Consider the following 10379-nt stretch of genomic DNA (forward strand, 5'->3'; position numbering starts at 1 on the left):
GGGGGCCCGCCGGGGGGGGCGGGGGGGGGGGGCCCCCCCCCCCGACCCTACCGGCGCCTCAGGCGGCCTTAGGCGACCTTCGGCTCGTTGCGCAGGCGGATGTGCAGCTCTTTCAGCTGTTTCTCGTCCACTTCCGACGGCGCGTTGGTCAGCAGGCACTGGGCGCGCTGGGTCTTCGGGAAGGCGATCACGTCGCGGATCGACTCGGAGCCGGTCATCAGGGTGATCAGGCGATCCAGGCCGAAGGCCAGGCCGCCGTGCGGCGGCGCGCCGTACTGCAGCGCGTCGAGCAGGAAGCCGAACTTGAGCTGGGCTTCTTCCGCATCGATCTTGAGGGCGCGGAACACCTTGCTCTGCACTTCCTCGCGATGGATACGGATCGAGCCGCCACCCAGTTCCCAGCCGTTCAGGACCATGTCGTAGGCCTTGGCGACGCAGGCGCCCGGGTTGGTCTCGAGCATGTCCTCGTGGCCGTCCTTCGGTGCGGTGAACGGGTGGTGGGTCGCGTTCCAGCGATCGCCGTCTTCGTCGTATTCGAACATCGGGAAGTCGATCACCCACAGTGGCGCCCAGACGTCGTCGAACAGGCCGGCCTTCTTGCCGAATTCCGAGTGGCCGATCTTCACGCGCAGCGCGCCGATGGCGTCGTTGACGACCTTGGCCTTGTCCGCGCCGAAGAAGATCAGGTCGCCGTCCTGGGCGCCGGTCAGCTCCAGGATCTGGGTGAGCACCTCGTCCGAGATGTTCTTGACGATCGGCGACTGCAAGCCTTCGCGGCCCTTGGCCTTCTCGTTGACCTTGATGTAGGCCAGGCCCTTGGCGCCGTAGATCGCGACGAACTGGGTGTAGGCGTCGATTTCCGAACGCGGCATCGACGCGCCCTGCGGCACGCGCAGGCCGACCACGCGGCCGCCCACCATGTTGGCGGCGCTGTTGAAGACCTTGAACTCGACCGACTTCATCAGCTCGGTCAGTTCGGTGAACTGCAGCTTGACGCGCATGTCCGGCTTGTCCGAACCGTAGGAGCCCATGGCGGTGGCGAAGTCCATCACCGGGAACGGGTTCGGCAGGTCGATGCCGGCCGCGTTCTTGAACACGACGCGCATCATGTCTTCGAACAGGTCACGGATTTCCTGCTCGGTCAGGAACGAGGTCTCGCAGTCGATCTGGGTGAATTCCGGCTGGCGGTCGGCGCGCAGGTCTTCGTCGCGGAAGCACTTGGTGATCTGGTAGTAGCGATCGAAGTTGGCGACCATCAGCAGCTGCTTGAACAGCTGCGGCGATTGCGGCAGCGCGAAGAAGTTGCCCGGGTTGACGCGCGACGGCACCAGGTAGTCGCGCGCGCCTTCCGGGGTCGACTTGGTCAGCATCGGGGTTTCGATGTCGATGAAGCCCAGGTTGTCCAGGTACTTGCGCACTTCCATCGAGACTTTGTAGCGCAGGCGCAGGTTGTGCTGCATCTGCTGGCGGCGCAGGTCGAGCACGCGGTGGGTCAGACGGGTGGTTTCCGACAGGTTGTCGTCGTCCAGCTGGAACGGCACCGGCACCGAGGCGTTCAGCACTTCCAGGGCGGTGGTGTTGATCTCGATCTTGCCCGACTTCAGGTTGGCGTTGGCCGTGCCTTCCAGGCGGTTGACCACGGTGCCGGTGATGCGCAGGCAGTACTCGTTGCGCACGTGCTCGGCGGCCTTGAACACCTCGGCGTTGTCCGGGTGGCAGACCACCTGCACCAGGCCTTCGCGGTCGCGCAGGTCGATGAAGATCACACCGCCGTGGTCACGGCGGCGGTGCACCCAGCCGCACAGGCTGACGGTTTGGCCCAGCAGTTCCTCGGTGACGAGGCCGCAGTAATGAGTACGCATGGTGGACATAGTTTTCGTTCCAGGTTGGTTGGTTCGGTTTGCGCCGCCGGCAGCGTCGAAACGCCGGGCAGCCCTTTTGTTCTGCTGATCTTGTTGACGCTTATTCGGGAGCGACGACGCCCATCGAGACGATGTGCTTTAGCGCCGCATCCACCGTCATGTTCAATTCCACGACCTTGCTGCGTTCCATCATCAGGAAGAAGCCCGAGGTCGGGTTCGGGGTGGTCGGCACGTACACGCTCACGTAGTCGCCCACCAGGTGGTTCTTCACGTCGCCGCCCGGCACCCCGGTCAGGAAGGCGATGGTATAGGAATCCGCGTGCGGATAGGGAATCAGGACCGGCGTGCGGAACGCGTTGCCCGAGGACGAGAACAGCGTGTCCGACACCTGCTTGACGCTGCCGTACAGCGAGCTGACCACCGGGATGCGCTTGAGCAGGCGGTCGCCTAGGCGCACCACGTAGCCGCCCACCAGGTTGTTGGTCAGCAGGCCGGTCAGGAAGACGATGGCCAGGGTCAGGATCGCGCCGATGCCGGGGATGTCGGCGCCGAACACGCGGCGCGGCTGCCAGGCTTCCGGCACGAACAGCAGCGACTGGTCCAGCGTGCTGATGATCAGGCTCAGCACCCAGGCGGTGATCGCCAGGGGTACCAGGACCAGCAAGCCGGTCAGGAAATATTTGCGCATCGCGTTCTCTTGTTCTTGTTGGACCGCGGCCCGGAGGCCGCGGTGGATCAGGTGCCGCTCTTGTCGCCGCCGGTGCCTGCTGCGGCTGCCGGCGTTGCCGGCGCTGTAGCGCCGCTCTCGCCGGAAGCGGCCGGGGCGGCCGCCGATGGGGTCGCCGAGGCGCCCGCGGCGGTCCCGGTGGCTGGCGGCGTGCCGCCGCGGAAGTCGGTCACGTACCAGCCGGTGCCCTTGAGCTGGAAGCCGGCGGCGGTCACTTGCTTCTTGAAGGCCGGCTTGCCGCACGAGGGGCAGGTGGTCAGCACCGGATCGGATACTTTTTGCAGCACATCTTTGTTGAAACCGCATTCTTCGCAGCGGTAGGCGTAAATCGGCATGTGGTACTCCGCAAAAATCTTCAAAACCCTGAATTATAAAGCTTTTACGGCGGGTTTTGCCCGCCGGCCTGCCATGGGGGCGCCTGGAAGGCAATGGGGGCGGCAAACGGTGTTGTTTTTCACCATCGTCAACAACTCTTTCGTTTGCTTAAGCATCGATGAGCTGATTTAATAGCATCTTTCTTTAAAGCATGTTGGCAGCAGAGTCCGCTCTGGTGTCCAAGTCAAGAAGAAACAGAAGATCGGGCGCGGTCCGCCGCCGTCCATCCGTAGAAGAATACTGATTTGAAAGCCCGCGCGAGCGGGCTTTTTCTTTTGGGGATCCACCCTACGCTGGACTACCGATGGTCAAACACCGCGGCGCCTACTTGCGCCGCCACACCATCCAGCGCTCCTTCCCCGCGAACACGGGAATCGACGCCTCCACCGCCTCGTCCTCGACGCAGTCGAAATGCGGCGCCAGCAGCTCGTCCAGCCGCGTCCGGGCGATCGCGAACGGCGGCCCCTTCGGCTTGTCGTCGAAATAGAAGAACCCCGCCAGCACCCCGCCGGGCGCAAGGAGCTTCGCCCAGCGCGCCGCCACGCGCGGCCACATGGCGGGCGGCATCGCGCACAGGAAGGCGCATTCGTAGACCATGCCGAGCAGCCGCTTTGGCTCCCAGGCAAAGAAATCCGCCTCGGCCACGCGACCGCCCCACTCCCCGGCCACCCGCCTGGCGCGGGCCACGGCCTCGGGCGAAAAATCGATCGCGGTGGCGTCCCAGCCCTGCTCCATCAGCCAGGCCAGCTCGTAGCCGCTGCCGCAGCCGGGAATCAGGACCGCCAGCGGCTTGCCGGACTCAGTCACGAAGCGGCGCAGCTCCGCTGGTACGGCGCCCCGGTCCCAGGGCGTGAAATTGCGCGCGAAGCGCTCGTCCCAGAAGCCGGGCTGGAGCGGATCGCGGATCGCGAAGTCGGCTGTCATGCCTCAGGCGCCATGCACCTGCAGCAGGTAGAAGCCGAGCGCCCCGATGCCGAAGCCGCCCAGCAGGAAGGCCATCACGCCCAGCAGCCGGTTGGTGCGGCGCTGCTGCACCACCAGCATGGCCAGCAAGTCGGACTGGGCGACATTCGGATTGGCCAGGTGCGGATGGGTTTCGCGCGCCAGGGCCTGGTGCAGCAGGCGCGGGAACTGCGGGAAGATGTGGGCGTAGCGCGGCGCCTCGGCGCGCAGGCGCTCGACGAAGCCCTGCCAGCCGACCTGCTCGGCCATCCAGCGCTCGAGGTAGGGCTTGGCGGTCTTCCACAAGTCCAGGTCCGGGTCGAGCTGGCGTCCCAGGCCCTCGATGTTGAGCAGGGTCTTCTGCAGCAGCACCAGCTGGGGCTGGACCTCGACGTTGAAGCGGCGCGAGGTCTGGAACAGGCGCAGCAGGATCTGGCCGAAGGAAATGTCCTTCAGCGGACGGTCGAAGATCGGTTCGCAGCAGGCGCGCACCGCGGACTCGAGTTCGTCGACGCGGGTGCTCGGCGGCGCCCAGCCGGACTCGATGTGGGCCTCGGCCACGCGCTTGTAGTCGCGGCGGAAGAAGGCCAGGAAGTTCTGCGACAGGTAATCCTTGTCGAAGTCGTTCAGGGTGCCGACGATGCCGAAGTCGAGCGCGATGTAGCGGCCGAAGCTTTCCTTCTCGATCGAGACCAGGATATTCCCCGGGTGCATATCGGCGTGGAAGAAGCCGTCGCGGAACACCTGGGTAAAGAAGATCTCGACCCCGTCGCTCGACAGTTTTTTCAGGTCCACGCCCTCGGCCGCCAGGCGGTCGATCTGCGACACCGGGATGCCGCGCATGCGCTCCATCACGATCACGCTGCTGGAGCAATAGTCCCAATACATCTCGGGCACCATCAGCAGGGTCGAGTCGGCGAAATTGCGGCGCAGCTGGGCGGCGTTGGCGGCCTCGCGCATCAGGTCAAGCTCGTCGTGCAGGTACTTGTCGAATTCGGCCACGACCTCGCGCGGCTTGAGGCGCCGCGCCTCGCCCCACACCCGCTCGATCAGGCTGGCGGCCATGTGCATCAGGGCGATGTCTTCGTCGATCAGTTTCTTCATGCCCGGCCGCAGCACCTTGACCGCGACGTCCTTGCCGTTCTTCAGGCGCGCGAAGTGGACCTGGGCGATCGAGGCCGATGCCACCGGATCGCGTTCGAAATGGGCGAACAGCTGGTCCGGGTGGGCGCCGAGCGAGCGCGTGATCTGGGCGATGGCGACATCGGAATCGAAGGGCGGCACGCGGTCCTGCAGCAGGGCCAGTTCGTCGGCGATGTCTTGCGGCATCAGGTCGCGCCGGGTCGAGAGCACCTGGCCGAACTTGACGAAGATCGGGCCCAGTTCCTCCAGCGCCTGGCGCAGGCGGATCGCGCGCGGCGAGGTGATGCGGCGCCAGAAGAAGAAGGTGTTCATCATGCGCGCGGTGCGCGGCGCATTGAGGCTGGAGACGGCGATCTCGTCGAGTCCGTACTTGGTGAAGACGGTGAGGATGCGCAGCAGGCGCAGGAATTTCAATATCATCGGCGGTCCGAAGTCAGGTCCGGGGTCAGGTCCATGCGCGGGTGCTGGGCCAGGCGCTGTTCGAGGCGGGCGATGCGCTTGGCGGCGCGCTCGACGTCGTCGCGCAGGCGCACCACCTCGGCGGCGAATTCCTCGCGCAGCGCGGGACGCACCAGCACCGGGCGCTCTTCCGCCAGGAACTCGGCCAGGTTCTCGGCCAGGCGGCGGCCGGCGCCGCTCACCAGCTGGCCGGCCTGGCGTGCGCCTTCGGCCAGGCGGCGCGCGCCCAGCGGTCCGACCACGCGCTCGAGGTCGTGCTCGGCATCCCAGCGCAGGCCGTTGGCCAGCTGCGAAATCGTGTTCGCGAATTCCGCGTCGCCCTCGATCTTTACGTAGGACAGCGCGCGCGTGCGGTCCTGGGCGATCAGCGGCAGGTCGGCCAGCTTGACGCGGATCGTCACCCCGGCCGGCCCCTGGCCGCGGCTCGCTTCGAGCATGCCGTCGGCCGCCACATGCATGCGCAACTGCAAGTGGCCGGTATCGATGCAGGCGTCCTTGCCGGCATGGCGCGCCAGCGCGGCGCGCGCCCAGGCCTCCTGGGCCAGCAGGTGGTTGATCGCGGCAAGCGCAGGCATGAGCAAGGCCTGTTGGGGAGAGCTGGGGAACATAGCATTACTTAAATAAAAAAAACCGCCCGGCGGAAAGCGGGCGGTCTCGATCTTACCAGTTTGCCGGGCTCGCACCCGGCAGCACGGAAGCTTTACTTAAAAATAATTTACGATACCTGCTGGATACCCGCCAGCACCCATCCGCCATTGCCCGACAGGGGCTTGGACAGGTTCCACACCTCGACCAGCGGTTCGGCCGGCGCGTTCGGGGCGCTGCGGACCATGGCGTTGAACTGCACGCTCGCCAGGTAGTCGGTGGCGGAGGTCTCGATGCCCAGCAGCTGGGCGTCGACCGTCACCACGTCGGTGTAGTCGGCCACGCCGCCGCGTTCCTGGATCTGCATCTTCAGCTCGGCGAAGACTTCGGGCGAGGTGAATTCGCGCAGGTCGTTGCTGTCGCCGCGGTCCCAGGCCGCCTGCAGGCGGATGAAGGAGGACTTGGCCTGGCGCAGGAAAGCGTCCTGGTCGAAGTCGCCCGGCACGCCCCACTGGTTGTGGCTTGCGCCGCCCTGGTTCAGCGACGAGCCGCCCTGCGGCGGCTGGTGCTGGAAGGCCGCGGGCTGGAAAGCCGGCTTGTTCAGGCCCGAACCGATCTCCGGCGTGGCCACCGCGCCGGCCGGTACAGGCTGGGCCGCGCCGTAGCCGGCCTTGGCGAAGGCCGGATTGGCCGGCGTGTCCTTGCGGCGGAACATGCGCACGATGAACATCACGGCCAGGATCAGGAGACCGATCATCAGGATCGAGGAGATCACGCTGGCGAGCGCACCGCCGATGCCGAAGTGCGACAGCAAGGCGCCCAGGCCCAGGCCGAGCAGCGCGCCGCCCAGGACGCCCTTCCACATGCTCGGCTTCTTGGCGGCAGCGGCAGCCGCGCCGGTGGCGCCGGCGGCCGCGGCGGGAGCCGCGTTCGGGGCGCGCTGGAAGCCCGGCGCGGGCGCCGGCGCCGGGGCCGGCATCTGGCGCACTGCCTGCGACTGGCGGCCGATAGAACGCTTGCCGCCCATCGGGCGCGCGGTCGCTTCCGCGATCATCGAGACCGCGGTGAGGGCCAACATCATCGTGACCAAGAATTTCTTCATCTCGTTCTTCCTAGAGTTTGATACCGGTGTGCAATGCGGCCACACCCGCCGTCAGGTTGAAATACTGGACCCGCTCCAGTCCCGCATCGAGCATCATCCCTTTCAGGGTTTCCTGGTCGGGATGCATGCGGATCGATTCCGCCAGATAGCGATAGCTCTCGGCGTCGCCGGCGATCTTTTGTCCCAGCCACGGCAGCACCGAGAACGAATACACGTCGTAGGGCTTCTGCAGCGGCGCGGCCACCTTCGAGAATTCCAGCACCAGCAGCTTGCCGCCGGGCTTGAGCACGCGGCGCATTTCCGCCAGCGCCTGATCCTTGTGCGTCATGTTGCGCAAGCCGAAGGCGACGCTGACCCGGTCGAAATAATTGTCCGGGAACGGCAGTTTCTCCGCGTCACACAACAAGGTGGGGGTCACCAGCCCCTTGTTCAATAGACGGTCGCGGCCGACGCGCAGCATCGATTCGTTGATGTCGGTCAGCCAGACCTCGCCGGTATGGCCGGCCTGCCTGGCGAAGGCCTTGGCCAGGTCGCCGGTGCCGCCCGCGATGTCGAGCACCTTGAAGCCCGGACGCACGCCGGCCTGGGCGATGGTGAAGGCCTTCCAGATACGGTGCAGGCCGCCCGACATCAGGTCGTTCATGACGTCGTACTTCGATGCGACCGAATGGAAAACCTTGGCGACTTCCTGGACCTTCTGGTCCTCGGAAACGGTCTTGTAGCCGAAGTGGGTGGTGTTGGTCATATGTGCATGCGGTGTGGTCTTGCCACATTATACAAGTTGCCATGCGCGAGGCCGTCATGCATGCCCTGGAGGAATCCGGCGTCGACGTGTTGGCCGCCCACAACGAAGAATCCGCTGTCGAGTTGCTCGCCGAAGGAGAAGTTCTGGAAGTGGCTTTTCCGACATCGTCATGCCCGGTAAGATCGATGGTATCGGCCTGGCCGGCATCGTGCCTCGTCGTCACCGGAAAATCCTGTCGTGCTGGCAACAGGCTATACCGAACGGCAGGCCGGCAGCCTGGCCTGGCCCCGTTCGGATCGCGGACTGCTGCTTAAAATAATATTAACGTCTGTGCGCCGTGAAAACGGCAAATACGGTTTAATTCACGAAACGCTTTTCGTACCATGCACGCCTTTGCGCGCCCGCGGTACCCAAAGTGAGTCATGCCGTCGTGCACCGAGGCTCACAACAAATCGAACCGGCCACAGGCCGGTAGACAAACGAGGTCAACGGTGTCTGTGAAACGTCTGTTATGCGTTACCAACGAGGATGGCGCGGGCGCCCGCAGCTGCTACGGAGAGCTGCGCGGCTGGGATGTGTGCATGGTCGAAAGCCTGGCCGCCGCGCACAAGGTCCTGGCGCAGCAGCACTACGCGGTCGGACTGCTGCTCGACCGCAGCGACGGCGCGCACGACGAAGAGACCGAACGCTTCCTGCGCCGCCACCACAACATGCGCTGGATCGGCGTGTTCGACCCCCATCGCCTGGAGCAGCCGGCGCTGCGCCACCTGATCGCCACCCACCTGTTCGACTTCCACACCCGTCCGGTGGACATGCTGCGCCTCCAGCATTCGCTGGGCCACGCGCACGGCATGGCGGTGCTCGGCAAGAGCGCCGGCCAGCACCGGCGCGCCTATGGCAATGGCCGCATCGACGGCAGCTCCGCCGCCATCACGCGCCTGCGCGCCCACATCGCCAAGATCGCCGCGGTCGACGCGCCGGTACTGATCTCGGGCGAAAGCGGCAGCGGCAAGGAACTGGCGGCGCAGGAAGTGCATGCGCGTTCGCCGCGCGCCGCCGGTCCCTTCATCGCCATCAATTGCGCGGCAGTGGCGCCGGCCCTGATCCACTCGGAACTGTTCGGCCACGAACGGGGCGCCTTCACCGGCGCCACCAAGGACAAGCGCGGATTGCTCGAGGCCGCTTCCGGAGGCAGTATTTTCCTGGACGAAATCGGCGACCTGCCGCTCGACCTGCAAGCCAGCCTGCTGCGCTTCCTCCAGGAGCGCGTGATCTACCGCGTGGGCGGCACGCGCACGATCGCGGTCGACGCACGCGTGATCGCCGCCACCCACGTCAACCTGCCAAAGGCCGTGTCGGATGGACGTTTCCGCGAGGATCTTTACTACCGACTCTCGGTTTTCCCCATCCGCGTGCCGCCGCTGCGCGAGCGCAAGGAAGACCTGCCGATGCTGACCGACATGATCTTCCATAAATTCGCGGAAGAACGCAGTCCGCAGCTCAAGGGGGTGAGCAAGGAAGCCCTGCACGCCATGGCCCAGTACGACTGGCCGGGCAATGTGCGCGAGCTGATCAACCGGGTGCGGCGCGCCATGGTGCTGGCCGAGCACCGCCTCATCATGCCCGAAGACCTGGAGCTGCCGGGCGCCGGCCCGATCGGCCCGCTCAACGACGGCCTCGGCACCTCGCGCCTGTCGGCCGAACGCATCGCCATCTCGAACAGCCTGGCGCGCAGCGGCAACAACATCAGCCAGGCGGCGCGCGACCTCGGCGTCTCGCGCATGACCCTGTATCGCCTGATGGCCAAGCATTCGATTTCCTCCTAGCCCCCTTCCCTCGCGCTTCTTCGACCATTCCCGCGTGCACGGTTCCCGCCGCGCAGCGGGCGCGCCTGCGCGCTTGCCCGGAATGCACGGCAAACCTATGTGTGAGACACCTTTGTACAAGCGCCGTCAACTGTGTCACACCGCTGAGACAGTTTTGATCGCAAGGGTTGATCCGACACATCAATCAGCACGAGTCCTACGAGTACTCATCAAAATAGTCCTACAAATCAGTGACTTGCAGAAGCGTCTTCAGCTGGCACGACAAGTGCTAATAGGACGGGTGGACCGGTGACATTTTGGCACCGGGTTATCTCAACTCAGCGACACAAGGGGAGTCACATGAAGCGCACCATCTTGGCAACTGCAATCGCACTGGCATTCGGCATGGCACAAGCACAAACAACGGAACCGACCGCCCGCGGCAACGCCCGCGCTACTGCCGAAGGCGCAGCAGCGGCCAATCACGGAGGCACGGCGAACTCCGCGATCACCAGTTCGTTCAATACCTCCAGCGCTACCGCCACCAGCAGCCTGACCGGGGATGTCAGCGGCAACACCATCAATAATATCGGCAACGTGGCCACCAACAGCGGCAACGCCAACGGCGCCAGCG

At 65.4% G+C, this 10379-nt stretch carries 9 protein-coding genes and 1 pseudogene; 2 read left to right on the forward strand and 8 right to left on the reverse strand.

Annotated elements, in window-relative coordinates; all coding sequences use genetic code 11:
• Positions 1-68: 68 nt before the first annotated feature.
• The 8 genes from aspS to ubiE all read right to left on the reverse strand — a co-directional run bounded on the left by aspS (position 69) and on the right by ubiE (position 7940).
• Positions 69-1862: an aspartate--tRNA ligase gene (gene aspS, locus KBW98_RS22705; protein WP_211522448.1), complete on the reverse strand. Its 1794-nt coding sequence runs from the start codon at positions 1860-1862 to the stop codon at positions 69-71.
• A 100-nt stretch (positions 1863-1962) separates the two neighbouring features.
• Positions 1963-2550, reverse strand: a complete 588-nt coding sequence (locus KBW98_RS22710; protein WP_211522440.1) for a DUF502 domain-containing protein — start codon at positions 2548-2550, stop codon at positions 1963-1965.
• A 47-nt stretch (positions 2551-2597) separates the two neighbouring features.
• Positions 2598-2924, reverse strand: coding sequence for an FmdB family zinc ribbon protein (locus KBW98_RS22715; protein WP_211522441.1), 327 nt, complete (start codon positions 2922-2924; stop codon positions 2598-2600).
• Positions 2925-3288: 364 nt separating this feature from the next.
• Positions 3289-3888, reverse strand: a complete 600-nt coding sequence (locus KBW98_RS22720; protein WP_211522442.1) for a methyltransferase domain-containing protein — start codon at positions 3886-3888, stop codon at positions 3289-3291.
• Between the two features lie 3 nt (positions 3889-3891).
• Positions 3892-5469: a ubiquinone biosynthesis regulatory protein kinase UbiB gene (gene ubiB, locus KBW98_RS22725; protein ID WP_211522443.1), complete on the reverse strand. Its 1578-nt coding sequence runs from the start codon at positions 5467-5469 to the stop codon at positions 3892-3894.
• Entirely contained in the window at positions 5466-6083 is a 618-nt protein-coding gene (locus KBW98_RS22730; protein ID WP_229429369.1) for an SCP2 domain-containing protein, read from the reverse strand. The genes ubiB and KBW98_RS22730 overlap by 4 nt, the downstream gene beginning before the upstream one ends.
• 140 nt (positions 6084-6223) lie before the next feature.
• Positions 6224-7195, reverse strand: a complete 972-nt coding sequence (locus KBW98_RS22735) for a Tim44 domain-containing protein (RefSeq protein WP_211522445.1) — start codon at positions 7193-7195, stop codon at positions 6224-6226.
• 10 nt (positions 7196-7205) lie between these two features.
• Positions 7206-7940: a bifunctional demethylmenaquinone methyltransferase/2-methoxy-6-polyprenyl-1,4-benzoquinol methylase UbiE gene (gene ubiE, locus KBW98_RS22740; protein WP_211522446.1), complete on the reverse strand. Its 735-nt coding sequence runs from the start codon at positions 7938-7940 to the stop codon at positions 7206-7208.
• Between the two features lie 422 nt (positions 7941-8362).
• Between ubiE and KBW98_RS22745 the strand changes: the two genes are divergently transcribed.
• Together KBW98_RS22745 and KBW98_RS22750 are read left to right on the forward strand one after the other, a co-directional pair.
• Positions 8363-9766: a sigma-54 dependent transcriptional regulator gene (locus KBW98_RS22745; RefSeq protein ID WP_211522447.1), complete on the forward strand. Its 1404-nt coding sequence runs from the start codon at positions 8363-8365 to the stop codon at positions 9764-9766.
• 339 nt (positions 9767-10105) lie between these two features.
• Positions 10106-10379: pseudogene (locus KBW98_RS22750) on the forward strand (hypothetical protein); the annotation flags it as partial.

Origin of the sequence: Massilia sp. ST3, assembly GCF_018119405.1 — a bacterium.
GTDB lineage: Bacteria > Pseudomonadota > Gammaproteobacteria > Burkholderiales > Burkholderiaceae_D > Telluria.

Bases quoted from the DNA above. Each gene is read 5' to 3' on its own strand.
- aspS (WP_211522448.1), bottom strand. From the start codon at position 1,862: ATGCGTACTCATTACTGCGGCCTCGTCACCGAGGAACTGCTGGGCCAA.
- KBW98_RS22710 (WP_211522440.1), bottom strand. From the start codon at position 2,550: ATGCGCAAATATTTCCTGACCGGCTTGCTGGTCCTGGTACCCCTGGCG.
- KBW98_RS22715 (WP_211522441.1), bottom strand. From the start codon at position 2,924: ATGCCGATTTACGCCTACCGCTGCGAAGAATGCGGTTTCAACAAAGAT.
- KBW98_RS22720 (WP_211522442.1), bottom strand. From the start codon at position 3,888: ATGACAGCCGACTTCGCGATCCGCGATCCGCTCCAGCCCGGCTTCTGG.
- ubiB (WP_211522443.1), bottom strand. From the start codon at position 5,469: ATGATATTGAAATTCCTGCGCCTGCTGCGCATCCTCACCGTCTTCACC.
- KBW98_RS22730 (WP_229429369.1), bottom strand. From the start codon at position 6,083: ATGCCTGCGCTTGCCGCGATCAACCACCTGCTGGCCCAGGAGGCCTGG.
- KBW98_RS22735 (WP_211522445.1), bottom strand. From the start codon at position 7,195: ATGAAGAAATTCTTGGTCACGATGATGTTGGCCCTCACCGCGGTCTCG.
- ubiE (WP_211522446.1), bottom strand. From the start codon at position 7,940: ATGACCAACACCACCCACTTCGGCTACAAGACCGTTTCCGAGGACCAG.
- KBW98_RS22745 (WP_211522447.1), top strand. From the start codon at position 8,363: ATGCCGTCGTGCACCGAGGCTCACAACAAATCGAACCGGCCACAGGCC.